At 69.8% G+C, this 22,145-nt stretch carries 25 protein-coding genes; 10 read left to right on the top strand and 15 right to left on the bottom strand.

Annotated features, from left to right (window positions below):
• Positions 1-23: 23 nt before the first annotated feature.
• Positions 24-473 carry a DoxX family protein gene (locus EIZ45_RS43550; protein WP_043827891.1) on the bottom strand — a complete coding sequence of 150 codons (450 nt, stop codon included), beginning with the start codon at positions 471-473 and terminating at the stop codon, positions 24-26.
• Positions 474-607: 134 nt separating this feature from the next.
• Between EIZ45_RS43550 and EIZ45_RS43545 the strand changes: the two genes are divergently transcribed.
• Positions 608-1,066 (top strand): NUDIX domain-containing protein, encoded by a 459-nt coding sequence (locus tag EIZ45_RS43545; protein ID WP_134670077.1) that lies wholly within the window; start codon positions 608-610, stop codon positions 1,064-1,066.
• Between the two features lie 398 nt (positions 1,067-1,464).
• Here the strand turns inward: EIZ45_RS43545 and EIZ45_RS43535 are convergent, their stop codons facing one another.
• The 4 genes from EIZ45_RS43535 to EIZ45_RS43520 form a co-directional block, all read right to left on the bottom strand.
• Positions 1,465-2,121: an HAD family phosphatase gene (locus EIZ45_RS43535; RefSeq protein ID WP_134670073.1), complete on the bottom strand. Its 657-nt coding sequence runs from the start codon at positions 2,119-2,121 to the stop codon at positions 1,465-1,467.
• Positions 2,122-2,156: 35 nt separating this feature from the next.
• Positions 2,157-2,957, bottom strand: coding sequence for an alpha/beta fold hydrolase (locus EIZ45_RS43530; RefSeq protein WP_134670070.1), 801 nt, complete (start codon positions 2,955-2,957; stop codon positions 2,157-2,159).
• Positions 2,958-3,073: 116 nt separating this feature from the next.
• A complete protein-coding gene (locus EIZ45_RS43525) occupies positions 3,074-4,204 on the bottom strand; it encodes a metallophosphoesterase (RefSeq protein WP_167756719.1) in 1,131 nt (376 codons plus the stop codon).
• 613 nt (positions 4,205-4,817) lie between these two features.
• Positions 4,818-5,231, bottom strand: a complete 414-nt coding sequence (locus EIZ45_RS43520) for a DUF1992 domain-containing protein (protein ID WP_037815197.1) — start codon at positions 5,229-5,231, stop codon at positions 4,818-4,820.
• Positions 5,232-5,349: 118 nt separating this feature from the next.
• Here EIZ45_RS43520 and EIZ45_RS43515 point away from each other — a divergent pair, with 118 nt between their 5' ends.
• Positions 5,350-6,144: a TetR/AcrR family transcriptional regulator gene (locus EIZ45_RS43515; RefSeq protein WP_167756718.1), complete on the top strand. Its 795-nt coding sequence runs from the start codon at positions 5,350-5,352 to the stop codon at positions 6,142-6,144.
• Between the two features lie 2 nt (positions 6,145-6,146).
• On the opposite strand, the gene EIZ45_RS43510 is transcribed toward EIZ45_RS43515, so the two are convergent.
• From EIZ45_RS43510 to EIZ45_RS43500, 3 genes are all read right to left on the bottom strand, one after another.
• Positions 6,147-7,058 carry an SDR family NAD(P)-dependent oxidoreductase gene (locus EIZ45_RS43510; RefSeq protein ID WP_134670066.1) on the bottom strand — a complete coding sequence of 304 codons (912 nt, stop codon included), beginning with the start codon at positions 7,056-7,058 and terminating at the stop codon, positions 6,147-6,149.
• A gap of 49 nt (positions 7,059-7,107) precedes the next feature.
• On the bottom strand, positions 7,108-8,283 hold the full coding sequence (locus tag EIZ45_RS43505) for a lytic transglycosylase domain-containing protein (protein WP_134670064.1): 1,176 nt from the start codon (positions 8,281-8,283) through the stop codon (positions 7,108-7,110).
• Positions 8,284-8,501: 218 nt separating this feature from the next.
• The gene (locus EIZ45_RS43500) at positions 8,502-9,467 is read right to left on the bottom strand and encodes a helix-turn-helix domain-containing protein (RefSeq protein WP_134670062.1); all 966 of its coding nucleotides are present in this window, start codon (positions 9,465-9,467) and stop codon (positions 8,502-8,504) included.
• A gap of 51 nt (positions 9,468-9,518) precedes the next feature.
• Here EIZ45_RS43500 and EIZ45_RS43495 point away from each other — a divergent pair, with 51 nt between their 5' ends.
• The 5 genes from EIZ45_RS43495 to EIZ45_RS43475 all read left to right on the top strand — a co-directional run bounded on the left by EIZ45_RS43495 (position 9,519) and on the right by EIZ45_RS43475 (position 12,709).
• Positions 9,519-9,908 carry a cupin domain-containing protein gene (locus tag EIZ45_RS43495; RefSeq protein WP_134670060.1) on the top strand — a complete coding sequence of 130 codons (390 nt, stop codon included), beginning with the start codon at positions 9,519-9,521 and terminating at the stop codon, positions 9,906-9,908.
• Positions 9,909-9,948: 40 nt separating this feature from the next.
• Positions 9,949-10,452, top strand: a complete 504-nt coding sequence (locus tag EIZ45_RS43490; protein WP_037815182.1) for a helix-turn-helix domain-containing protein — start codon at positions 9,949-9,951, stop codon at positions 10,450-10,452.
• Between the two features lie 75 nt (positions 10,453-10,527).
• Positions 10,528-11,040: an SRPBCC family protein gene (locus EIZ45_RS43485; RefSeq protein WP_037815180.1), complete on the top strand. Its 513-nt coding sequence runs from the start codon at positions 10,528-10,530 to the stop codon at positions 11,038-11,040.
• Positions 11,040-12,077, top strand: coding sequence for an LLM class flavin-dependent oxidoreductase (locus EIZ45_RS43480; protein WP_043835066.1), 1,038 nt, complete (start codon positions 11,040-11,042; stop codon positions 12,075-12,077). Before EIZ45_RS43485 ends, EIZ45_RS43480 begins: the two co-directional genes overlap by 1 nt.
• Positions 12,078-12,163: 86 nt before the next feature.
• A complete protein-coding gene (locus tag EIZ45_RS43475) occupies positions 12,164-12,709 on the top strand; it encodes a dihydrofolate reductase family protein (protein ID WP_037815178.1) in 546 nt (181 codons plus the stop codon).
• Positions 12,710-12,767: 58 nt separating this feature from the next.
• Here the strand turns inward: EIZ45_RS43475 and EIZ45_RS43470 are convergent, their stop codons facing one another.
• Positions 12,768-13,982 carry an amidohydrolase family protein gene (locus tag EIZ45_RS43470; protein ID WP_134670058.1) on the bottom strand — a complete coding sequence of 405 codons (1,215 nt, stop codon included), beginning with the start codon at positions 13,980-13,982 and terminating at the stop codon, positions 12,768-12,770.
• Positions 13,983-14,084: 102 nt separating this feature from the next.
• On the opposite strand from EIZ45_RS43470, the gene EIZ45_RS43465 reads away from it, so the two are divergent.
• Positions 14,085-14,546, top strand: a complete 462-nt coding sequence (locus EIZ45_RS43465; RefSeq protein WP_037815176.1) for a MarR family winged helix-turn-helix transcriptional regulator — start codon at positions 14,085-14,087, stop codon at positions 14,544-14,546.
• Positions 14,547-14,555: 9 nt separating this feature from the next.
• The gene (locus EIZ45_RS43460; RefSeq protein ID WP_037815175.1) at positions 14,556-14,780 is read left to right on the top strand and encodes a hypothetical protein; all 225 of its coding nucleotides are present in this window, start codon (positions 14,556-14,558) and stop codon (positions 14,778-14,780) included.
• Between the two features lie 46 nt (positions 14,781-14,826).
• On the opposite strand, the gene EIZ45_RS43455 is transcribed toward EIZ45_RS43460, so the two are convergent.
• Together EIZ45_RS43455 and EIZ45_RS43450 are read right to left on the bottom strand one after the other, a co-directional pair.
• Complete coding sequence (locus EIZ45_RS43455) at positions 14,827-16,353, bottom strand: AMP-binding protein (protein ID WP_134670055.1); 1,527 nt, start codon at positions 16,351-16,353, stop codon at positions 14,827-14,829.
• A 104-nt stretch (positions 16,354-16,457) separates the two neighbouring features.
• Entirely contained in the window at positions 16,458-17,276 is an 819-nt protein-coding gene (locus EIZ45_RS43450; protein ID WP_037815172.1) for a response regulator transcription factor, read from the bottom strand.
• 93 nt (positions 17,277-17,369) lie between these two features.
• Between EIZ45_RS43450 and EIZ45_RS43445 the strand changes: the two genes are divergently transcribed.
• Positions 17,370-18,125, top strand: coding sequence for a hypothetical protein (locus EIZ45_RS43445; RefSeq protein WP_043835060.1), 756 nt, complete (start codon positions 17,370-17,372; stop codon positions 18,123-18,125).
• A 137-nt stretch (positions 18,126-18,262) separates the two neighbouring features.
• Here EIZ45_RS43445 and EIZ45_RS43440 read toward each other — a convergent pair whose 3' ends face one another.
• The 4 genes from EIZ45_RS43440 to EIZ45_RS43425 all read right to left on the bottom strand — a co-directional run bounded on the left by EIZ45_RS43440 (position 18,263) and on the right by EIZ45_RS43425 (position 22,086).
• A complete protein-coding gene (locus EIZ45_RS43440) occupies positions 18,263-19,075 on the bottom strand; it encodes a pyrimidine reductase family protein (RefSeq protein WP_134670052.1) in 813 nt (270 codons plus the stop codon).
• Positions 19,075-19,944 carry a dihydropteroate synthase gene (folP, locus tag EIZ45_RS43435; RefSeq protein WP_037815165.1) on the bottom strand — a complete coding sequence of 290 codons (870 nt, stop codon included), beginning with the start codon at positions 19,942-19,944 and terminating at the stop codon, positions 19,075-19,077. The genes EIZ45_RS43440 and folP overlap by 1 nt, the downstream gene beginning before the upstream one ends.
• A gap of 141 nt (positions 19,945-20,085) precedes the next feature.
• Positions 20,086-20,385, bottom strand: coding sequence for a YciI family protein (locus EIZ45_RS43430; RefSeq protein WP_037815164.1), 300 nt, complete (start codon positions 20,383-20,385; stop codon positions 20,086-20,088).
• A gap of 180 nt (positions 20,386-20,565) precedes the next feature.
• The gene (locus EIZ45_RS43425) at positions 20,566-22,086 is read right to left on the bottom strand and encodes a PucR family transcriptional regulator (protein ID WP_037815162.1); all 1,521 of its coding nucleotides are present in this window, start codon (positions 22,084-22,086) and stop codon (positions 20,566-20,568) included.
• Positions 22,087-22,145: the final 59 nt, after the last annotated feature.

The following is a 22,145-nucleotide window of genomic DNA, read 5'->3' as shown; positions in this document are numbered from 1 at the left end:
ATTGCCGCTCTCGGCACGGTTTTTCAGCGGCGGCGCAGCTGGTCCAGGGAGGCCGCGCCCGGGCCGACCACCGCGATGACGAGGAAGATCCAGGCGAAGAGCGCGGCGGGCTCGCCCATGTTGTGCAGGGGCAGCAGGCCTTCCGGGGCGTGCACGGTGAAGTAGGCGTAGGCCATGACGCCGGAGAGCACGGTCGCGGAGACGCGGGTGAAGAGCCCGGCGAAGACGAAGACCGCGCCGACGACCTCGATCAGGCTGGCCCAGTAGCCGGGCCACTGGCCGAAGGGGACCGCGCCGCCCGCGTTGTCGATGCCGCCGAAGAGACCGAAGCCCATCAGGCCGTGGCAGAGGAAGAGGAATGACACCACGGCGCGGAAGAGGGCCAGTACGGTCGGGCGGACTCGGTCTGCCAGGGACTTCGTGGCCTCGGTCGTGGCGGCGGCTGCGGTCTTGGGGGCGGTGGTGGTGGTCATCTTGGGTCCCTCCCGGGTGGCTGTTGGCTGCCTTCTGCCTATGCGTCGAACGTGGCCGGCCGGGATCGACACATCGCCGGGAAGTTTTTCGAGGCGGTGTTTGGGCTGGTCAGCGGGGCTGGCAGGGTGGGGGGATGGTGGTCAAGCGGAGTGCTGGGGTGTTGGTTTATCGGCGGGGCGCGGACGGGGTTGAGGTGTTGCTCGCGCATATGGGCGGGCCGTTCTGGGCCAAGAAGGATCTGGCGGCTTGGTCGTTGCCCAAGGGGGAGATCGAGGAGGGGGAGGAACCTGAGGCGGCGGCTCGGCGGGAGTTCGCTGAGGAGCTGGGGGTGGCGGTTCCGGACGGGGAATGGGTTTCGCTGGGGGAGGTTCGGCAGTCCGGGAAGGTCGTGACTGCTTGGGCGGTGGAGGGGGAGCTTGATCCTGGTGTCGTGGTGCCGGGGGTTTTTGAGATGGAGTGGCCGCCTCGGTCTGGGGTGATGCGGGAGTTTCCCGAGGTGGATCGGGTGGAGTGGTTTTCGCTTGAGGTGGCTCGGGAGAAGTTGGTCAAGGGGCAGCGGGGGTTTTTGGATCGGCTTGTTGTGCCGGAGTGATCGGCTCGTCGCCTGGCGGCGACATTGCCGTGGGGTTGCGTGGGGCACCCCGAAGCTTGATTGTGCTGACGGTTCGGGGGTGCTTGTCAAGGCGGGAAAGATGCCTTGACAAGCACCCCCGAACCGCAGATGCGCTTCGTATCGGGGTGCGGGGGAGGGGCTGGGTGCCTCGCTCGTTGGGTGCATCGGCTGCGGGTGGGTGCCTTGATCGGTGGGTGCACCGGTGCGGGTTGGCTGGGGGTGGGGCTTGCGCCCCAATGTGGCATTGGGTGCATCTGACGCACCCAATGTGGCGTTCGGTGCGTGCGACGCACCCAATGCCACATTGGGGTCCTTCACGGCCCGGTGGCTGGTCGTGAGGGGAACCCTCAGGGAATCAGAGTCAATGAGGGTGGCCCTCACGTACCGAACTGTTGCAGCAATGTGCTGAGCGGGGTGGTGGTGAAGGACGGGAGGACTTGGTCTGCTTTGGCGAAGTCCAGGGTTGCGGTGATGGGGTTTGGTACTGCGATGGTGGTGATTCCGGCTGCTTTCGCTGCGCTCACGCCGTGCGGGGAGTCTTCGAAGGCCAGGGCTTCTTCCGCGGTTACGCCTAGGGTTCGCAGGGCCGCGAGGTAGGTGTCTGGGTCTGGCTTTGGTTTGTGGCGGTCGCCGGTTTCTACTGCGGTGAAGCGGGCGGCCAGGCCTAGGCGTTCCAGTTGGCCGTGTACCCAGGTGCCGGAGGAGCTTGAGGCGACGCCTAGGGACAAACCGCGGCGGGCAGCTTCGTCTAGGTAGTCGAGTACGCCTTCTCGTGGGCCGTCTTCGGCTAGGAGTTCGTGTACTCGGGCGCGCATGGACGGGCGCAGCGATTCCGGGTCCACGTTTTCTACTTGTTCGGCTAGCAGCTTGAACATCGTCGCGGCGGTGTTCTGGGTGCCGATGACTGTGTGCCAGACGTCCAGGGGCAGTTCGACTCCATGTCCGGCGAACATTTCCTGCCAGGACCGCAGTACCGCTGCTTCGGTGTCGGCGAGGGTGCCGTCGAAGTCGAAGATCAATGCTCGCGTGGCCACGTGTCGCAGCTTGCCTCACGACGGCTGGTGGCGGGTCAGTTCGTGGCGAAAAACTCCGCCAGTACCGGTGCCAGCGCGGCGGTTTTCACCAGGTGCGTCTGGCCGGGCAGGGTGCGGTACGTGGCGTGGGGCAGTTGGGCCGCCGCTGCTGCGACGCCGTTGCGCATCCACTCGGGGCTCTTGCCGCCGTCGAGGATCAGGGTGGGGGCGGTGATTCCGGACCAGCGTTCGGCGGGGAGTGGGCGGCCGGACTGGTTGTCGTCCATGATCTGGGCGTCGTAGGCGAGGGTGTGGGCCACGCGCTTCATCCGCGGCCAGGCGGGCATCAGGCGCATCATCGTGACCATCAGGGCGGGCAGTCCGACGCCTTCGACCATGAACGTCTTGATCGCGTCGCCCGGTTTTCCGGCGGCGACGGCTGCTTCGAGCTTCGCTTGGTAGTCGGTCGGGACGCGCTTGCGGGTGCTGTCGACGACGAACGGCGGTTCGTACACCGCGACCTTCTTGACCGGCACGCCGCGATGGGCGGCTTCCAGTACGAGGGCGGCGCCGGACGAGATGCCGTACAGGCTGATCTCTCCGCCTGCTTCCTTGGCCAGTGCGGAGATGTCTTCGATCTCGCGCTCGACGTCGTACGGGGCGGTGTCGCCGCTTTCGCCTCTGCCTCGGCGGTCGAACGTGTAGACGGTGAAGCGGTCCGCGAGGGCTTTGGCGAGATCGTCGTTGGGGGTCGAGGTGCGGTAGCAGAGCGCGCCGTCGACGAGGACGAGCGCGGGGCCGGAGCCGGTGCGGGAGTAGGCGATCTGGGTGCCGTCGGCGGACGTGACGGTGGGCATGGGGTTCCTCCTCGGGGTGGTGCTGTTGAGGAGAACTCTCGCATCCGATGGTTTGAGTTGTCAAGACAAAAAAATTAGTCGGTGGGATCTGCTGGGATGCGAGGGGGCTGGCGGGTTTAGGCGCTGCGGAGGGTCAGGAGGGCGATTTCGTTCGGGGCGAAGACCCGGAACGGCGGGCCCCAGAAGCCGGAGCCGCGGCTGTTGTACAGCTGGGTCGGGCCGTGCCGGGTGAGGCCGGACAGGGTCGGCTGGTCGAGGCGGACGAGGAGGTGGAACGGCCAGATCTGGCCGCCGTGGGTGTGGCCGGAGATCTGCAGGTCGACGTTCTCCTCGCGGGCCTGGGCGACCTGTTTCGGCTGGTGGGCGAGCAGGACGACGGGGACGTCGGGATCGGCGCCGTCGAGGGCGGCGGCCAGGTCGGGGCCGTGGCCGGGCAGGCCGGAGGCGGCTCCGGTGGGGTCGTCGATGCCGGCGAAGAGCAGGCGGGCGCCGTCGCGTTCGATGAGGGTCGAGCGGTTGTGCAGGGTGTCCCAGCCGAGGCTCGCCATGTGGTCCAGCCAGGCCTGTGCCTCGCCGAAGTACTCGTGGTTGCCGGTGATGTAGAACCGGCCGAGCGGGGCTTGCACGCCGCCGAGCGGGTCGACCTGCTTGCGCCGTTTGGCGACCGATCCGTCGGCGAGGTCCCCGGCATGGCAGACGACGTCGGGCTGCAGCCGGTTCAGTTCCGCGACCAGGCGCTCGGACCAGCGGGTGCGGTCGAGCGGGCCGTAGTGGGTGTCGGTGACGACCGCGACGCGCAGCCCGTCGAGCCCGGGGCCGAGCTTCGGCAGCACGACGTCGACCGCCTTCACCGGCGGCACCCGCATGGCGATCCGGTTCCCGCTGACGAGCAGCACCGCCGCGACGGCCAGCGTGACCGCGGCTACGATCCGTGGCCGCGCGGGATCGTCCACTCCGGACACCAGCAGGACCAGCCGCAGCAGGTGCGTCAGGACGCTCCAGGTGAACAGCACCCACACCGCGCCGAGCGTGACGTCCCCGACCCGCGCGGCGGCGTCGCTCTGCTTCGGACCGTGCCCGAGCACCATGAGCACCGGAAAACTCACCGCGGCGACGGCGAAAACGATCGTGCCCACGACGGTGCCGGCGACCGGCCACTCCGGCAACAGCACGAGCACCGACCACGGCTCGCCGAACAACAAGAGCACCGCGGCGACCACGAAGGCAACCCGACGAACTCCGACCACGGTTTTCTTCCCTTCGCCCGCGTGCTACCCAGCGTAGCCGCATTCGGAGGGTGGGGGCCGGGGTGTGAAGGGGAGTGGGGCTGGATGGAGGGGCGGCGGGTGCGGGCGGCGCGTCTGGTGGGCGGTGGGTTTCGGGCGTGGGCGGGGATGTGGTGGCGGCGGGCGCAGGGTCGCGCGTTTGGCCATGCTGCGACCGGGCGGGGTCGTGCTGTTGCGGCGAAGGGCGTGTGCCCGGCCGGGGCGGGCATTCGGGTGTGGGCGGGGATGTGGTGGCGGGGCGGGCGCACGGTCGCGTGTCTGGCCACGCTGTGAGCGGGCGGGGTCGTGCTGTTGCGGCGCAGGGGGCGTGTGTCTGGCCGGGGTGGGTTTTCGGGCGCGCGTGGGGGTGTGTAGGCGGAGCGGGCGCAGGGCCGCGCGTTTGGCCACGCCGCGAGCGGTCGGGGTCGTGCCGCTGCGGGCGGAAGGGAGCGAGCCGCGCAGCTGGTGGCGCGGGATTTCAAGCGTGGGCGGTGGTGCCGCGCGTCCGGCCAAGGCGGAGTTTCGCGAGCGGCTGGAACAGCCCTGCAGCGGGTTCGGCGAGACGGGCACACAGCCCGCATTCACCCCGCGTGGCTCAGGACTCTCCCCGTCCCGCGCGCCAGTTCGCCACCGTTTCCTCCACGTCCAGCGGGCGGGCTCGCAGCACCGGGCCGTCCTGGGGCATCGCGTGTGCCTTGCGGATGCGGGCGTTCAGGTCTTCGACGATCTGCCGCACCTTGGCTTCGGAGTGGACTTTCGCCAGTTTCCCCGGCAGGTCTTGGATTTCGCGCGGCAAGGCGAGCGATGGCGGCAGGAACGCGGCTACGTCGAGGTCGCCTTCGCGGGCGCGGCGGATCGCCCAGTCGGTGGCGGCGTCGCGGCCGCTCGGGGGCGGCAGCGGTTTTCCTGTTCCGGGAAGGTCTTCGAAGTCGCCGCGGGCTTCGGCGGCGGCGATTTGCCGGTCGACCCACGAGCCGTACGACACGCCCGGTGGTTTGCGTTCCGTCACTGGAACCACCTCCCTCGCTGCCCAGCGTAGCGGCCAAGGCGTCGTCGCGGAGGGGACGAAGGTCCTGAAACGGCAGGTAAGATCCCACGCTGACGGTACGAGGCCGGGAGGGGACACGATGATCGTCGGGCACGAGGGCGACGGTCCCGAGGCCGCGCGCGAGGAGGTCGCGCGCACGCTCGCGCTGCTGTGGCGCGATTGTGCGGGCGCTCCGGAACCCTCGGCTCGCGGCAGGCGGCCGACGCTCACCATCGAACGGATCATCGTGGCGGCCATCGCGGTCGCCGACGCCGAGGGGCTCGTCGCGACGTCCATGCATCGCGTCGCGAAAGAGCTCGGGGCGGGCACGATGACGCTCTATACCTACGTTCCCGGCAAAACCGAGCTGATCGATCTCATGGTCGACACCGTTCTCCTGGAACGGAATCTTCCCGGACCCGGCGAGCCGCGGCCGGAGGATTGGCGTGCGCAGGTGCGTGTTTACGCCGACCGCACTCGCGACATTTACCGTCGGCATCCGTGGCTGCGCGAGCGTTCGCGCGTGCGGCCCGCGCTTGGCCCGGGGCAGCTGGCCGGCCAGGAATACCTGCTGTCCATTATGGAGAGTCTGGGACTGCCTGCCCGGGAAATCGTCGCGGCGGCCAATTCGGTCGCGGGGTACGTGGACGCGAACGCGGCGGCCGAGGCGGAAAGCGTCCACTTGGAACGGACCACCGGACAGTCCAATGAGGCGTGGTGGGGACAGCGTTCTTCTTTCTGGCACACGTATTTCGACGTCGAGTCTCATCCGGCGATGAACCGGACGTGGCTTGCCGGCGGGTTCGAGAAGCCGTCCGCGGAGCAGGCGTCGGACGCGTCGGAGTTCGGATTGGACCGGCTTCTGGACGGGATCGCGGCCCGGATCGGCGGGTAGGCTCAACGGCGGGCGTCGAAGCGGATCCCGGTCGCCTCCTCGGAAAGCGTCCACAATCGACGGCCCCGTGCTGGATCCCGGGACGCGCCCATCGCCGTGCCCAGCCGGGGGCGGCCCACTCCGCCGAAAGCCGGACCGTAGTAAGCGCCGCCGGTCGCGGTGGGGTCGACGGCGGCCCGGACCGCTGGCCAAGCGCCATGGTCCTTTCCGTGCGTATAGGGCGCGAGCAGGCGCATCACCGGCACTGGCTGGGTGATTCCCGGACGCGCGGGGCTGGTCCGCTCCAGGCTGAACCCGGGGTGCGCGAGGATCGCCCGCACCGGTGAAGAGGCGGCACGCAGGCGTCGGTCGAGTTCCATCGCGAATGACTGCACGGCGTGCTTCGACAACGCATACGCGCGGAAGTCCGAATACTTGCGCGAACTCTGCAGATCATGGATGTCGTACGGATACATCCGGGTGATCAGGCTGCCCGCCAGCACCACGCGCGCGGACGACGCGGTCAGCACCGGCATCGCCAGCGCGGTGAGGGCGAAGTGGCCGAAATGGTTGGTGCCGACCGCCAGTTCCAAGCCCTGTTTCGTGGTCCGGCGCACCGGTCCGGGGGCAGTGATGCCGGCGTTCTCGATCAACGCGTCCAAGCGGTCGAGCCGGCCGAGCGCTTCGACGGCGGACGGGACGGAGTCGAGATCCGCGAGGTCCAGCGGGATTGTGCTCAGCGAAGTCGAACCGACCCGGGTGCGCACCATCTCGACGGCCGCGCGCAGCCGCGACGGGTCTCGGCCCAGTAGGGCGACGTGGGCTCCGGCGGCGGCAAGCTGCTCGGTGATGAAGTAGCCGATCCCGGCGTTGCCGCCGGTCACCGCGTAGCACCGGCCGGCCAGGTCAGGCAGGTGCCGAGGATTCCACGCCACGATCGCTCCCCCGTAGTCCGGTTTGGTCCGGACTATACGAACGCCGCGGTCAGTGCGTCGGCGAGGCCTCCGTGGTGGTGCTGGAGGTCGTGGTGCTGGACGTCGCCGGGTTCGCCGGGGCCGAGGTGGACGGCGTCGTGCTCGTCGTCGGCGTGGTGCTGGTGGGGCTCGTCGACGAGGTAGGCGTCGTCGACGTGGTCGGCGCCGAGCTGGTCGGCTTCGCCGGGGACGAACTGCTGCTCGGCGCGGTGCTGCTGCCGGGAAGCTGCGTCGGGGCGCCGGGCTGCTGGCTCGGCGGGGCCGGGGTGACCGGCGGCGGCGCGGGCGGGGCGACGTCGCCCGCCGGGCTGCCCGCGGCGGCTTCGACCGCTCCGGGGCCGGGCGGGGCTCCGATCGGGACCTGGCTGTCCGGCAGCTTCGAGACGCCGTTGCGGTAGCCGTACGCGTACGCCATCACAGTGTCCACATAGGACTGCGAGTTGTTGTACCGGCGCACCGCGAGGCGCTGGGCGGCGTCGCTGGAGAGGTCCAGACCTCCCGAGCACAGGTAGCGCGCGGTGGCGAGCGTTTCGTCGTAGATGTTGTTCGGGTCGGAAACGCCGTCGCCGTTGCCGTCGGAGGCGTAGGACGCCCAGGTCGACGGGATGAACTGGGTCGCGCCGACCGCGCGGTCCCACACCGGGTCGCCGTCGAAGCGGCCGTGGTCGGTGTCGCGGATCGCGGCGAATCCGCCGGAACCGTCGAGTACCGGGCCGAGAATCCGTTCGAGGGTGTTGCCGCGCGCGTCGACGTAGCCGCCGCGGGCGTGGTTCGACTCGACCCGTCCGATGGCCGCGATCAGCGCCCAGTCGACGTGGCAGCCGGGCTGTTCGCGGGCCATGATGTCGGCCGCGTTGCGGTAGGCGCGCAGCATGCTGTCCGGGATGCCCAGCGGGCCGGCGGTGGTCGCCGAGCCGGGGCCGTTCGGGTAGCCCGGGACGCCGAGCGCCTGCGGGACCGGCGGCTGCGGGAGGCTGCCGTCGACGCCGATCGGCGGGAGCGTGATGCCCGGCGGCAGTCCGGGAACGCTGGGCGCGGCCTGGGCGGCCGACGGCGGCTCAGCGGCGCGCAACGCCACCGGGATGCCGGACGACGTCACTGTCGGCAGCACCACGAGCGCGCCTCCGGCGAGGGCGGCGAAAGCCCGGCTGCGGGCGTTCCGTCCCTGCGGGCGGCGTCTGGCCATGCTCGTCTCCCCGTTCGTTCTGCCGTCTGCGGCCAAGCTAGCGGATCTGTCCGCGATCCGGTGAGGGCTCGGCGGAATTCTGTCCGTTCCGGCCAACTTTCGTTCGTCTGGCATAAAACCTTTGGCGGGTTCCGGTCATCGGGGCTTAACCGGAACTTCGCCGATTAGGCCGAATGGAGCAATCCCTTCGTAGGGTCCACAGTGGACCCTGAGGCGAATTAGGCCGCCGGGCCGAATCGTTTGCGGTATTCGGACGGCGACAGGCCGGTGTGCCTGCGCAGTTGCAGCCGGAGATTCGCGCCGGTGCCGAGCCCGGTGCGGGCGGCGATGCGGTCCAGACCATGTTCGCCGCGTTCGATGAGCCTGCGGGCCAGCGTCACGCGTTCGGCGGTGAGCCAGGCGAGCGGCGTCGTGCCGAGTTCCGCGCGGAACCGGCGGTGCAGGGTGGCGGCGCTGGTCGACGCGCGGGCGGCGAGGTCGGTGACCGCGAGCGGCTGGTCGAGACGCTGCCGGGCCCATTCCAGCACCGGCGCGAGCGAGGCGTCGGGAATCTCCGGCATCGGGCGTTCCACGAACTGCTGCTGGCCGCCTTCGCGATGTCCGGTGAAAACGAGGCGACGGCTGACCGCGTTGGCGATTTCCGCGCCGTGATCGCGTTGGATCACGTGCAGCGACAAGTCGAGTGCGGCCGCGCTTCCGGCGGCGGTAAGAACTGTGCCGTCTTCGACGAAGAGGACGTCCGGCTCCAGTCGGACCCGCGGGTAGCGCGCGGTGAACTCATCGGCCCATTGCCAGTGCGTGGTGGCCCGGCGATCGTCCAGCACGCCTGCCTCGGCCAGGGTGAACGCGCCGGTGCAGAAGCTCATCAACCGTGCGCCGCGGGCGTCCGCACGCTGGATCGCGGCGAGGATTTCCGGGTCGGCAGGAGTAGCCGGATCCGGCCGGTTCGGGACGATCACCGTGTCCGCGCTGTCCACCGCGTCGAGGCCTGCGACGTCGGCGAGGGTGAAGAAGCCGAGGTGCATCCGAGCTTGCCCGCCGGGGGCCGCGAGCGCGAAGTCGTACCAGGGCCGGCGCAGTTCCGGCCGGCGCAGGCCGAACAGTTCCGTCGCGACGCCCATCTCGAACGGATTCGAGCCGTCGCCGACGATCATCACGACACGGTGCGAGGATCCTTTCGGCATATGCGATTCCTAGCACTCCCGGCGGCGCGAGACCAGGCCCAAGATCGAGCCATGACTACTCAGCCCCTGGATCTGCGGGCCGTGCTCGCCGGATTCGACGCCCCGTGGAGCCCCCGGATCGTCGCCAACGTCAACGACTACGACATCCGCCTCGCCCGGTTCGCCGGCGAACACGTGTGGCACAAGCACGACAACACCGACGAGTTCTTCCTCGTTCTCGACGGCAGCATCGAGATCGGCCTGCGCGAAGCGGACGGCGAGCGCACCGTGACGTTGACCCGCGAGCAGGCGTTCGTGGTCCCGCGCGGCACCTTCCACAAGCCGTCGTCGAAGGAGGGCGCGGTGGTGCTGCTCGTGGAGCCGTCCGGGACGCTCTCGGTCGGCGACGAGCACGAAGAAGTGCCCGACACTGTCGACGTGACCGTCGGGCATCGCGTCTGACCTGCTGGGTTGCACTGTGGGACGGCGTATCCTCGCCGTCATGAAACGCACTTCCTTCGCGCAGTGGCCGTGCTCGATCGCCCGGACCATGGACCTGCTCGGGGACTGGTGGACGCCGCTGGTGCTGCGGGACGCCTTCTACGGCGTCCGCCGCTTCGACGAGTTCCAGCAGGCGCTCGGCATCGCACGCAACACCCTCGCCGACCGGCTGCGCAGGCTGGTCGACGAGGGTTTGCTCGAAAAGCGCGCCTACCAGGCCGAACCGGTGCGCTACGACTACGTGCTCACCGAAAAGGGCCGCGATTTCTGGAGCGTGCTGGCCGCGATGACGGCCTGGGGCGACCGGTGGCTGGCCACCGAAGCGGGTCCGCCGATCGTGCTGCACCACGACGCCTGCGGGCACGACACGACCGCGACCGTCGTCTGCGCGGACTGCGGCGAGCCGTTGTCCGCCGAGGACACCCGGATGCGGCGCGGGCCCGGCTTTCCGGAACGCCTCTCGCAGCGGCCGGACGTTCAGGCGAGGTTCGCGCCGCAGGAATAGCGGTCCGTGGCGTTGACAGGGTCAGTCTAGTTACGCAACTATGCTGGTCGAGACGCCAACCGAGGAGGACTCGCCATGGAGTGGACCGGCGCGCGGTACGCGGACGCCCCGACGGTGCAGGTGGACGCGTGGATCGACGGCTCGCCCGAGCAGGTGTGGCGGTTCGCCTCGGACGTCGCGCTGATGCCGGAACTGAGCGGCGAACTGCAGTCGGTCCGGTGGTGCGACGAGGGTTCCGCGCCGGCGCTCGGGCGGTCCTTCGTCGGGCGCAACCACCACCAGGCGCGCGGCGACTGGGAAACCACGTCCTACATCGTCGAATGCGAGGAGCCGCGCGTCTTCGCCTGGGCGGTCAGCGATCCGGCCAATCCGACCGCGGTCTGGCGGTTCACCCTCGCCCCGGAGAACGGCGGCACGCGGCTCACACAGTGGGCGCAGATGGGGCCGGGGCCGTCCGGGGTGACCGAGGTGATCGCGCGGATGCCGGAGAAGGAGCAGAAGATCGTGCACGTCCGGCTGAGCGAGTTCGAGGCCTCGATGACCGCCACGCTCGGCGCGATCAAGGACCGCGTGGAAGCCGCCGGATGATGCGCACGGCCACCACCGTCGAGGCGTCGTCCGGCTGGCCGGAGACCCGGGATTTCGTGCTGGAGGCGGAAAAACTGGGTCTCGGCGAATGCTGGGTGGCCGAGGCGTGGGGTTCGGACGGGCCGTCGGTGCTCGGCTACTTGGCCGCGCGCACGGACCGGATCCGGCTCGGTTCCGGAATCATGCAGCTCGGCGTGCGCACGCCGGTCGCGCTCGCGCAGGCCGCGCTCACCCTGGCCGAGATGTCCGGCGGGCGGTTCGCGCTGGGGCTCGGGCCGTCCGGTCCGCAGGTGATCGAGGGGCTGCACGGGGTGCCGTTCGCGCGGCCGCTGACGCGGATGCGCGAGACGGTGCAGATCGTCCGCAGTGCCTTCGCCGGGGAGAAAATCTCCTTCGCGGGCAAGGCTTTCCAGATCCCGCTGCCGGGAGAGTCCCGCCCGATGCGGCTGTCGACGACGCCGAACGAGGACATCCCGATCTACCTGGCCACGCTGTCGCCGCGAATGCTGGAGCTCACCGGAGAACTCGCCGACGGCTGGCTCGGCACGAGCTTCGTCCCCGAGGGCGCCGACGCGTACTTCCGCCACCTCGACGCCGGGCTCGCGAAAGCCGGTCGGAGCCGCGGCGATCTCGTGGTGTGCCAAGGCGCGGAGGTCGCGTTCGCGTCCGATGAGGACGAACTGCGCCCGATGGTCGGCGGGCGGAAGAAGGAGCTGGCGTTTTCGCTGGGCGGCATGGGTTCGGCGAGCACGAACTTCTACCACGACGCCTACAGCAGGCAAGGCTGGGCGGACGTCGCCGCGGAGGTGCGGGAACGCTGGCAGTCCGGCGATCGCGACGGCGCGGCCGGGCTGGTGACCGACGAGATGGTGCTCGCGACGACCCTGATCGGCACCGAGGACATGGTCCGCGCGCGGCTGAAGGTGTGGCGCGCCGCCGGTGTCGACACGGTCCGGCTGTATCCGGCCGGCGACACGCTGGAAAAACGGCTGGCGACGCTGGGTCGGGCACTCGAGTTGGTAACGGAAGTGCCCTGACAGACCAAGTATTGGGCCAACCGGCTGCGTCGGCGGGTCCGGCTGCGCCATAGTGTCGGCGATCCCGAACCTCAAGGAGTCGCTCGATGCGCAAGATCGTGTCCACGTTGTTCGTCTCGCTCGACGGCGTGGTCGAGGCGCCGGACCAGTGGTCGCTCTCGTACTGGAACGACGAGCTCGAACACGCGGTGGGCGACGGCATGGCGGACGCCGACGCGATGTTGCTGGGCCGCGTGACCTACGAGGGCTTCGCCGAGGCGTGGCCCGGCCGCACGGACGACCCGGGCGCGGAGTTCATGAACAGCGTGCCGAAGTACGTCGCGTCCACCACCCTGACCGCGGCGGACTGGCACAACACGACCCTCCTGCGCGGCGACCTCGGCGAGGCGATCGCGGACCTGAAGTCCAGCGCGGGCGGCGACATCATGACCAGCGGCAGCACGACGCTCGTGCGGTGGCTCCTGTCGCACGGGCTGGTGGACGAGCTGACCCTGCTGCAGTACCCGGTGGTGGTCGGCAAGGGACGGCGGCTGTTCCCCGCGGAGGGGCCGCAGCTGGACTTCGAGCTGGCGGACTCGACGGCGTTCCGCAACGGGGTGCTGCGGCTGGTTTACCGGCCGTCCGACGACTGACACTGTCCTAAAAGGACTTCGCCCTGCCCGAAAACCGGCTCGCCGCGCAGGATTCGGGTCATTCCGCCAGACGGGCGCCGCGACGCCAGATGGCGCGGATGTTGAGCGTGTCGCTGATGTCGCGGGTCGGGTCGCCGTCGACGAGCAGAAGGTCGGCGCGGAGTCCTTCGGCGACGCGGCCCCGGTCGCTGAGGCGGAAGCGGCGGGCGGTGGTCGCGGTGGCTGCGCGCAAGGCTCGTTCGGGCGTGAGGCCGGCTTCCACGAGGTACTGCAGTTCGTGGTGCAGGCTCGCTCCGTGCGCGAGGCCTCCGAAGAACGTCTCGGGCATGGAGACATCGGTGCCGGCCAGCACGTCGACGCCCGCGGCGTCCAAGGCCCGCACAGTGTCGTACACGTCTTCGAGCTTGCCTTGCGGGTAGCGGTTGTAGCTGGAGCGCAGGGTTTCCTCCCACTCGCGGTCGAGGCGGGAGGCGACCCGCGGGTCGTCGGCGAGCGCGCTGCCGGTGATCCCCATCAGCGAGGCGTTGAGGCTGATGCACGGGATGACGAACATGCCCGCGTCCTTGACGAGGCTGACGATCTCGGCGGTGTGCGGCTGGTCCATGAACACGTGGGCGAGCCCGTCGATGCCCGCTTCGACGGCCATTCTGGTCGCGTCGACGGTCAGCGCGTGGGCGACGGTGAGAGCGCCGTACTTCTTGGCTTCCGCGACCCCGGCGTTCACGGTGGCCTGGTCGAGACACGGCAGTCCGGGATGTCCCTCCACGCTGCCGTCGTCGATCATGAACTTGATGAAGTCGGAGCCCCGGGCGAGGAGCTGGGGGACGAAGGCGGCCGCTTCCTCGGGCGTGGTGGAGAACGGCATCAGCGGCATTACCGGCGGGAGGTCCCACTTCGGGCGGAACCCTTCGGGCATCAGCTCGCTGGGGTGACCGCCGGGCGGGGTGATGCCGAAACCGGCGGACCGGACGTCGGCCACGGTGTCGTCGCCGGTGATGTGCGCCCGGTTTTCCCGGGTGTTCATCCCCTGCATTTCCAGTTCGGTCGTCACGCCGAACCGCAGTGCCAGCGCCAGCGAACCGGGTGCGGAGTGCACGTGCGCGTCGACGAGCCCCGGCAGCAGGGTGGCCCCGGTGCCGTCGACGGTTTCGCTGCCCGCGGGGATCTCGCCGCCGACCTGGACGATCCTCGTGCCGTCGAGGACCACGGTCTGCACGCCGAGGGACTTCTCCCCGTCGAAGACCCGGGCGTTGGCGATCGCGGTGAGTGTCATGGGAGGTCGTCTCGATTCATTGCTCAGAGTATTTACATACCTAATGCTATGTACTTGTCGCTGGGTATGCAACTGTGCTGGTGCGGGCCTAGGATCAAGCGCATGAGCAGCTCTCCCGAGCGGACCCCGGACGATCCGGTGCTGGACCAGATCGGCCCGGCACTGTCCCGGCTGCGCCGGCGAACCCCGGCGTCGAACAAGGACTTGTCCCGCAATCTCGTGCTCAATGTGATCGCCGATGCGTCCGACGAGACGACAGTCGGCGGGCTCGCGGTCGAGATGGGCGTCGCGCAACCGGTGGCGAGCCGGACGGTCGCCGCGTGCATCGCCGATGGGTTGCTGCGCAGGGCGGCCTCGCAGGCCGATGGGCGCCGGACCGTGCTTGAGCTGACCGAGCAGGGCGAGGCGGAACGCAACCGGTTCGCTGCCGAACAGCGGAAAGCGTTCGAGGAGATCACCGCCGCTTGGTCGGCGGAGGAACGGGTTCAGTTCGCGCGACTGCTGGCCCGGTATGGTGCCGACGCCGCCGCTTGGTCGAGGAAGCAGGCCGCGAGGCGCGACTGAGGGGGTTGGATGGCGAAAATTCGGTGCGTGTGCGGAAACATCGTCCGCGACGACGACCCGCAGGACAGCATGTACTTCCTGACCAATGCCGAATTCGACGTCGACGCTCCTGGCATCGAGTTGTTCGGCAAAGCCACGCTGGTCGTGCGCTGTCCGGAATGCGAGCGCCTGTGGTTCTGGGGAGAAAACGGCGTATATCGCGAATACACGAAGGCCTGGGAGCGAGAGTCCTGAGCCGCCGCGGTGCTCCTTCGGGCCCGGCCCGAAGGAGCGCCGCGGCTCAGTTCACCTGCCGGCCCTGGCCTTCCCAGAACGGCTGGCGCAGCTTGAACTTCTGGATCTTCCCGGTAGCCGTCCGCGGCAGTTCGGCGAGGAATTCCACTCGCTTCGGGCATTTGTATCCGGCCAGGTGCTGGCGGCAGTGCGTGATCAGCTCGTCCGCCGTCACCTCGGTTCCGTCGGTCACCACCAGCGCGGTGACCAGTTCGCCCCATTTTTCGTCCGGGATGCCGATCACCGCGGCTTCCCGGACGGCCGGGTGCGAGTTCAGCGCGTCTTCCACCTCGATGGACGACACGTTCTCGCCGCCGGTGATGATGACGTCCTTCTTGCGGTCGGCGATGGTGAGGTAGCCGTCGGCGAAGGTGCCGCCGTCGCCGGTGTGGAACCAGTTGCCTTCTTGGACTCGCGCGGTTTCGTCCGGGTTTTCCCAGTAGCCGTCGAGGTTGTGGTTGCTTTGGGTGAGGACCTCGCCGTCGGCGTCGATCGCGACGCGGACGCCCAGTGCCGGAGCGCCTGCGCGGCCCAGGAGTTTCGCCTGCTCGTGCGGGTCCAGGTCGGCCCATTCGCTGCGGAAGCGGTTGACGGTGACCAGCGGCGACGTCTCGGTCAGGCCGTAGATCTGGATGAATTCCCAGCCGAGTTCGGCGCGCACGCGTTCGATGGTGCGGGTCGGCGGCGGCGCGCCGGCCACGACGATGCGGACTCGGTCGCGGCCGGGGATTTCGCCGTCCCAGGTGGCGGCGCCGTCCAGTGCCGCGGTGACGACGGCGGGGGCGGCGCACATGATCGTCACGCCGTGTTCCTGCACGCGGCGCAGAATTTCGGTGCCGTCCACTTTGCGCAGCACGATGTGCCGTCCGCCGAGACCGGTGACCGCGTACGGCATGCCCCAGCCGTTCGCGTGGAACATCGGCAGCGTGTGCAGCAGGACGTCGTTGTCGCTGAGCGTGGTGTGCAGGCCGAAAGTCGTTGCGTTGAGCCACAAATTGCGGTGCGTGAGCTGGACGCCCTTCGGTCGCGCGGTGGTGCCCGAGGTGTAGTTGATCGTCGCGGTCGCGGATTCGTCGGCCGACCACGGGCGCGGTTCGCCGTCGCCGCCCCAGATCCTGTCGTCGTCCTCGCCGAGGACGAACACGTGTTTCGCGGTTACGCTGTCCAGCAACGGTTTCAGCTCGGGGTCGATCATCAGGAGCTCGGCGCCGGAATGCTCGACGATGTAGCGCACCTCGGCGGGCGCGAGGCGGAAGTTCACCGGCACCAGGACGCGGCCCCAGCCGGAGACGCCGAAGAACGACGTCAGCAGCCGCGCGGAGTTGTGCGAGACGATCGCGACCCGGCCGCCGGTCGGAACGCCGAGCGCGTCGAGGTTCGCCGCCTGCGCGCGGGCGCGGCGGGCGAGTTCGCGGTAGGTCACCTCGCCCCAGGACTGCGCGGGCTGGGCAGGTTCGTCCACCACCGCGATCCGGTCCGGGTACACCGTTTCGGCGCGGTCGAGGAAATCGCGGACACTCAGGTCATAAAACACGTGCCGATCCCTTCGCGTCAGCGGGCCGCACTGCCCGCGCGGGTGATTTTCGCTCGCCGGACCGGATCCAGCCACCCCACATGGAGGGTGCCCTCCCGGCGAAACTAGCGAAGCAGCCCAGCGGCGCGAGCCCGGTTCACCGCCTGTACCCGATTGGACACAGCCAGCTTCCGCATCGCGTGTTTCAGGTACGACTTGACCGTGTTGGGCAGCAGGCCGAGCCGGTCGGAGATCTCGTCGTTCGTGCAGCCCTCGCTCACCAGGCGCAGCACGTCGACCTCGCGCGGGGTCAGCGCGACGCCCGGCAGGTCCAGTTCCGGACGCAGCCGCTCGCACACCGCCAGCAGTCGTTGCCGGGCGCTCTCGTCCTGGATCGACCCGGCGATCGCGGTGAGTTCGGCGTGCAGGTCGCCGCGTTCGGCAGCGGGGACAGCCGTCGGCGCGGCCAGCCGGCGCTGCACTTCCTCTTCGACCTCGATGTCGCGCCCCAGCCGCGTCGCCACCGCGGTCGCCGCGTGCAACAGTCGATCGCCGAACGTGATCGAATCCCGGGACGCCGCGTACAGCACCGCGCGCGTGCTCTCGCCGACGCGCACCGGCAGCGCCACCATCGCGCGCAGCCGTTCGGGTTCCACCGCGTGGTCGTATTTGTGCGTGATGCCCTGTGCGCTGAGGTAGTCGACCACCGTCGACGGCCGGGCCAGTGCCACCGCTTTGCCGCCGAGCCCGGCCCCGGTGTCCACCTGGACGTGCTGCAACGACCGGGTGGTGGTGCCGCGCAGCTGGTCGATGACATGCGAACGGGAAGCCGCCGACACCGGTCCGCCCATTGCGACCGGCAGTTCGGTGGCGATCTGCAGTGCTTTGAGCGCGCCGGCGACCAGGGGGCTGGCCGTCAGCGCGAGCCGGCCCGGAGGCGTCATGGGCACCGTCCCGCTTCACTCGACCTTGCTGGGTGGACGTCCACGTTACGCGTTGCGTCGCGTTCGGACTACTCGTGTGGTTCGGTGGCACACGTGGCAACCACGGATTTCGATACCGTCGCCGACCGGCTCTACGCAGGTGAACCGGCCGACTTCGTCGCGGAGCGCACCGCGGCCGCCCGCGCGGCGAAGGAAGCGGGCGACGTCGAGCTGGCGCGCCGGATCCGCGCGCTGCGCAAGCCGACCGCGGCCGCGGCGTACGTCAACCGCCTGGCGCGCGACGGTTCCGCTCCGCTGACCGAGCTGGCGTCGCTCGGCGACAAGCTGCGCGACGCGCACGAGCAGCTCGACGGCTCCCGGCTGCGCGAACTGGCGCACCAGCGCGCGGAGCTGGTGCAGCGGATCGTGCGGGACGCGACCGGCTTGAGCGATTCCGTCGAACGCGAGGTGGAGGAAACGCTGGAGGCGATCGTCGCGGACGCCGACGTCGCCCGGCTGGCACTGGCCGGACGGCTGACGTCGAAGGCCCGCCAGGACGCCGACCGCTGGCTGTCGCTGCCGACGAATCCCGCGCCGGCCAAGAAGACCCGACAGTCCGAAAAGGACCGGAAAGCCGAGGAGGAAGCTCGGGTTCGCGCCCTGGAACGGCGGCAAGCGGTCCGCGCGCGGGCGGAGGCCGAGCGGAATCTGCAGCGCGCGGAGCGGACGGCCGAGCAGGCCGACGAGCGGGTGACCGAATTGCGGGAACGGCTCGCCGAGGCGGAGCAACGCGCTGCCCGAGCGGCTGACGAACTGGCCAAGGCGCAAAAGACTTTCGAGGAAGCCGACGATGCTGTCCAGCGGTCTTGACACCTTGCCCGGCGGGGTGCCGGTAGGTACGTGAGGGGAACCCTCATTGACTCTGATTCCCTCAGGGTTCCCCTCACGTACGGACAAAGCCGCCAAGCGCGGCGCGCGTTGCGCAGAGCGGTTGCGCCACGATCGGGTCAGTGGACGCGATACCGCAAGAGTACTGAGTTGTCGTCCACCAGGGCGGAGAGAAGTTCGAGCTGCTGCGGGTCGATCGCCGCGCCCATCGCGACGCGCGGGGCGTCCCCGGCGATCAGCATCGGCGCGACGGTCAGGCGCAGTTCGTCCACGACGCCCGCGGCGAGCAGCGACGCGAACAGGTGCGGTCCCCCCTCGCAATCGATGCGGCGGAGGCCTCGCCGGGCCAGTTCGTCCACCGCGGCCCGCAGGTCGACGTCGCCGTGCCGGGGGCGCGGGCGCTGGTCGTCCGGATCCGCGTGCAGAGCCGGGTCGCCGGTGGCCTCGTGCAGGGTTGGGTCGCCTGTCCCAGCGACCAGGACGTCCGCCCCAGCCGACGCCCACGCCGCGCGCAGTTCCGGATCGGTCGCCGCGCTCGTGACGACGATCGTCGGCACCAGCGCCTTGGTGATCACCGGGGCGTCCGGCGGCAGCGAACGGCCGGTGCTGACCACGGCGATCGGCGCGATCGGGGCCAGCCCGTGCCTGCGCCGCCGCTCCGCGGTCTTCTCGTCCGGGCGCAGGCCCTCGAACCCCTCGGCCAGTGCGGTGCCCGCGCCGACCAGCACGACGTCGGCGAGGTCGTTGCCCAGCCGGTAGACGATCCGGTCCGCGGGCGTCGACAGCCCGCCCGAGCGGCCGTCGACGGTGATCCCGCCGTCGGCACTCGACACGAAGTTCACCGCGAGCCACTTCGGCACGTCCGGATAGACGTAGAGCTGCTCGACGTCGGCCTCGGTGCGGTCTTGGTTGCCGGGAAAGATCTCGCGCATCAGACCGACCGTACAACGTTCGCCGGCGGCCGGGTGCCGACGATGCTCGCCACCATCTCCGCGACCTGCCGCGTCTCGCGGACCTGGTGCGCGCGGAACATCGCCGCGCCGTGCAGCGCGGACACCGCGGTGGCGGCGAGCGTGCCGATGACGCGTTCGCCGACCGGGAGGTCCAGCGTTTCCCCGATGACGTCCTTGTTCGACAGCGCCATCAGCACCGGCCAGCCGGTGGCGACCAGCGCGTCGACGTGCCGCAGCAGCTCGAGCGACTGGTAGGAGTTCTTCCCGAAGTCGATGCAGGGGTCGATCATGATGCCCTCGCGCGGCACGCCCGCGGCGAGCGCGCGCTCGGCCAGCTCGGTGGTGCCTTCGACCACCGCGGCGACCACGTCGTCGTACACCGGCCGGAGCGCTTCGGTGCGCGGCACGAGACCGTTGGTGTGCGAGCAGATGTAGCCCGCGCCGTGCTCGGCGGCGACGTCGAGGATCTCCGGTTCGATCGCGGCCCAGTTGTCGTTGACCAGGTCCGCGCCCGCGCGGCAGACGGCGTCGGCGACCTCGGCGCGGTAGGTGTCCACGCTGATGACCAGCTCGGGGAAGTGCTCGCGGGCCCACTCGACGGTCGGCACGACGCGGCGGATCTCCTCGGCCGCGGTGACCTCGGGGCCCTTTCCGGCGGGCACGCCGCCGATGTCGATCAGGTCGGCGCCCTCGGCGTGCGCGCGGCGGATGGCCGCTTGCGCGGGGGCTTCTTCGAAGGTCGCACCGTTGTCGTAGAACGAGTCGGGGGTGCGGTTGACGATGGCCATCACCAGGGCGCGGTCACTGGTGAGGCGACGGCCTCGGAACACGAGGTCGGGCGTATGCATGCGGTCTCCCGGGCCGGAACGAAAGATCTCGCGTGATCATAGGCGAGTTCGCGGCGGGAGTACGTCCGGCAGGTGGCGGGCGGAGCGGTCCGGAGGCCACCTGCGTCCGGGCGTTCGGTCGATCCTGCGTGAGTGGTGCGATCAGGAGGCGAGCGCCTCGTTGACGGTCAGGAACTCGCCCGCGGTGCGGGTGGCGGAGAATTCGATCACGCGGTAATGCGCGAGCCGTTGCAGCACGAGCGGGTCGGTGGCGAGCACGGCGTCCAGCTTGCCGCGCAGGCACGGGCGGGAGATGATGACCTGGTCGGCGTCCTCGTTTCCTTTTCCGGAAACGAGGAACAATCCATGCGCGAACTGGCTTCGCAGCCACTCGGCGTGTTCGGCCAGTGCGTAGTCGACTTCGTTTCGAGGGGCTGTGTAGGACAGCAATGCGATGTACATGACCTCAGAGTAGGACGCTCGGTCGGATGGTGCATCCTCCTCCCGAGTGCCGTCCTGGTTCATCGAATGGTCAAGTATTCCCAATAAATCTTTACGGATAAGCGTACTGCTTGGATTTCCGTTACGGGGTACGGAAAATCCCGCGGCCCGGCGTTTCCGCAGGACATTTCGGACGGATGGTCAAGACCACCCCCAGTTCTGCGTGAAGCAGCCCGCCAGATAAAGATCCACGCGGTCGGCGAAGCGGCTCGGATCGCGTCCGGTGAGTTCGCCGATCCGGGTGATCCGGTATCGCAGGGTGTTCACGTGCAAGTGCAGAGTGGCCGACGTCTGTGTCCAAGATCCCGAATGTTCCAGGAACGCCTTGAGCGTCGTTATCAATTCGGAACCGTGTGCCGCGTCGTACGCGAGTACCGGTCCCAGTACTTTTTCGCCGAATGTCCGCCGCAGGTCCTCCGGCACGGCGGCGAGCAGCAGCAGATGCGACGCCACTTCGTCGCCGGACAGCACCGTCGCGCGGCCCGGCGTCAGCGCGGCCAGCGTGCGCGCGTGCCGGGCTTCCTGCACCCCGGCGCGGAGCCCGGCGGCGTCCGCGGCCCGGCTCAGGCCGAGCGTCAGCCGCGCGGACCCGAGCGCGGGTTCGATCGTGTGCACCGCCTCCCGCAACGTTTCGGTGTCGCGCGAGGAGCAGAGGCCGAAGGTCTCCCCGTCGACGGTCGCCACCAGCACTGGCTGTCCGGTGGTCGAAAGCAACTCCTCCACCAGCACCTGCGCAAGGCCCGGCCCGCCGCCGCGGACCTCGGCGGACAGCGTCGTCACCGGTTCCTGCGGCGCGAACCCGGCAGCGGACAGCCTGGAGGTCAGCTCGCCCGGCGCGGCGTCGTCGGAGAGCACCAGCCGGAGCAGCGGTTCGGCCGCGCGGTTCTCGATCCGCCTGGCCTCGTCCACCCGGGACCGTTCGAGCCCGACCAGCGCCGCCAGTTCCAGCGCCAGCTCCCGGCGCGCGGACGGCCACTGCGCCGGATCGCCGTCCACCACGAGGAACCAGCTCGCGATCCGGTGGCCCGAGCGTCCGGCCGCGCCGAGCAGGGTGACCGGACCGTCCTGGCACGGCAGCCGTTCGGCGCGCAGGAAGCGGCGGGCCAGCGCGGTGCGGCGCGCGGCGGGCAGTTCGGGGCCGCCCGCCAGCTGCTGCCCGGTCGCGCTCAGCACGAGACAGCCGGTGCCCAGCTCCTCCGCACCGGCCTTGACCAGCGCGGACAGCCCGTGGCCGGAGGTCACCGCGGCCACCAGCCGCCGGTGCGAATCGCGGGCCGGCGCCGAGCGCTCCGCCGCGAGGCCCAGGATCACCCGCTCGGCCACGGTCGCGAACGAAACCGACACTGGCACCTCGAACAACGGCAGGCCGACGCGCTCGCAGGCGGCCACGAGATAGTCCGGAACCGGGCCGCCGACCTCCGCGGTGCCCGCCCCGAGCGCGGTCACCCCCGCGGCGGCGAGTTTGCCGACGAACACGTCCGCGTCCGCGGGACCGGGCAGCCAGCGCATGCCGCACAGCACGATCTCGCCGCCGTCGAGGTACCGCGTCGGATCCTGCAGGGTCGCCTGGAAGACGCGGCCGAACTCGCGGTCGCGCGCCTTCTCGCCCGCCAGCAGCCGCAACCCCAGCTCCGGGGTGTCGAGCAGTGCACCCAGCCGCATGCGCGCCTCCTTCCGCCCATCAGTACCGCACACCAGAGGGGTTTGGCGGAAGCTACGAA

Source organism: Amycolatopsis sp. CFH S0740 (genome assembly GCF_004522315.1).
Taxonomy (GTDB): Bacteria; Actinomycetota; Actinomycetes; order Mycobacteriales; family Pseudonocardiaceae; genus Amycolatopsis; species Amycolatopsis nivea.
The sequence above is the reverse complement of the archived record's forward strand: the minus strand, read 5'-3'. Positions and strand labels throughout refer to the sequence as shown.

What these genes read in the sequence shown, in the direction of transcription:
- EIZ45_RS43550 (WP_043827891.1), bottom strand. Translation starts at nt 473, where the DNA reads ATGACCACCACCACCGCCCCCAAGACCGCAGCCGCCGCCACGACCGAG.
- EIZ45_RS43545 (WP_134670077.1), top strand. Translation starts at nt 608, where the DNA reads ATGGTGGTCAAGCGGAGTGCTGGGGTGTTGGTTTATCGGCGGGGCGCG.
- EIZ45_RS43530 (WP_134670070.1), bottom strand. Translation starts at nt 2,957, where the DNA reads ATGCCCACCGTCACGTCCGCCGACGGCACCCAGATCGCCTACTCCCGC.
- EIZ45_RS43515 (WP_167756718.1), top strand. Translation starts at nt 5,350, where the DNA reads ATGATCGTCGGGCACGAGGGCGACGGTCCCGAGGCCGCGCGCGAGGAG.
- EIZ45_RS43505 (WP_134670064.1), bottom strand. Translation starts at nt 8,283, where the DNA reads ATGGCCAGACGCCGCCCGCAGGGACGGAACGCCCGCAGCCGGGCTTTC.
- EIZ45_RS43500 (WP_134670062.1), bottom strand. Translation starts at nt 9,467, where the DNA reads ATGCCGAAAGGATCCTCGCACCGTGTCGTGATGATCGTCGGCGACGGC.
- EIZ45_RS43495 (WP_134670060.1), top strand. Translation starts at nt 9,519, where the DNA reads ATGACTACTCAGCCCCTGGATCTGCGGGCCGTGCTCGCCGGATTCGAC.
- EIZ45_RS43490 (WP_037815182.1), top strand. Translation starts at nt 9,949, where the DNA reads ATGAAACGCACTTCCTTCGCGCAGTGGCCGTGCTCGATCGCCCGGACC.
- EIZ45_RS43485 (WP_037815180.1), top strand. Translation starts at nt 10,528, where the DNA reads ATGGAGTGGACCGGCGCGCGGTACGCGGACGCCCCGACGGTGCAGGTG.
- EIZ45_RS43480 (WP_043835066.1), top strand. Translation starts at nt 11,040, where the DNA reads ATGCGCACGGCCACCACCGTCGAGGCGTCGTCCGGCTGGCCGGAGACC.
- EIZ45_RS43475 (WP_037815178.1), top strand. Translation starts at nt 12,164, where the DNA reads ATGCGCAAGATCGTGTCCACGTTGTTCGTCTCGCTCGACGGCGTGGTC.
- EIZ45_RS43470 (WP_134670058.1), bottom strand. Translation starts at nt 13,982, where the DNA reads ATGACACTCACCGCGATCGCCAACGCCCGGGTCTTCGACGGGGAGAAG.
- EIZ45_RS43465 (WP_037815176.1), top strand. Translation starts at nt 14,085, where the DNA reads ATGAGCAGCTCTCCCGAGCGGACCCCGGACGATCCGGTGCTGGACCAG.
- EIZ45_RS43460 (WP_037815175.1), top strand. Translation starts at nt 14,556, where the DNA reads ATGGCGAAAATTCGGTGCGTGTGCGGAAACATCGTCCGCGACGACGAC.
- EIZ45_RS43450 (WP_037815172.1), bottom strand. Translation starts at nt 17,276, where the DNA reads ATGACGCCTCCGGGCCGGCTCGCGCTGACGGCCAGCCCCCTGGTCGCC.
- EIZ45_RS43440 (WP_134670052.1), bottom strand. Translation starts at nt 19,075, where the DNA reads ATGCGCGAGATCTTTCCCGGCAACCAAGACCGCACCGAGGCCGACGTC.
- folP (WP_037815165.1), bottom strand. Translation starts at nt 19,944, where the DNA reads ATGCATACGCCCGACCTCGTGTTCCGAGGCCGTCGCCTCACCAGTGAC.
- EIZ45_RS43430 (WP_037815164.1), bottom strand. Translation starts at nt 20,385, where the DNA reads ATGTACATCGCATTGCTGTCCTACACAGCCCCTCGAAACGAAGTCGAC.
- EIZ45_RS43425 (WP_037815162.1), bottom strand. Translation starts at nt 22,086, where the DNA reads ATGCGGCTGGGTGCACTGCTCGACACCCCGGAGCTGGGGTTGCGGCTG.